This window comes from Streptomyces sp. GbtcB6, from assembly GCF_019091475.1.
Classification (GTDB): Bacteria; Actinomycetota; Actinomycetes; order Streptomycetales; family Streptomycetaceae; genus Streptomyces; species Streptomyces hyaluromycini.
Genome location: NZ_JAGXJL010000353.1, coordinates 1 through 256, shown reverse-complemented (window position 1 = coordinate 256; position 256 = coordinate 1). Strand labels below are relative to the sequence as shown.

The following is a 256-nucleotide window of genomic DNA, read 5'->3' as shown; positions in this document are numbered from 1 at the left end:
TCTCAGGAGGGGCGCGCCGGGACAAACATCTCCCGTATCTTCTGCAGGTAGTGGTCTTCCGAGGTCGTCCAGCGCAGTTCCGCGAGGAGTTTCGTGTCGGCACCGGCCGGATAGCGGATCGTACGGCCTTCCTCGGTCGCGGCCGAGAACGTGGCCTCCGCCACTTCCGCCTCGGTGCAATAAGGCGTCGGGTAGTTGGCCATCTTTTCGAAATACGACTGCGCAAAAGCTCCGTAGTCCGCCGGTATCAGACCCT

The 256-nt window shown here is 62.1% G+C and carries 1 protein-coding gene; it reads right to left on the bottom strand.

Annotation, left to right across the window (positions count from 1 at the left end):
* Positions 1 to 2: 2 nt before the first annotated feature.
* Positions 3 to 256: hypothetical protein (locus KVT45_RS55435; protein ID WP_217562738.1), on the bottom strand; the 254-nt coding region annotated here is incomplete at its 5' end.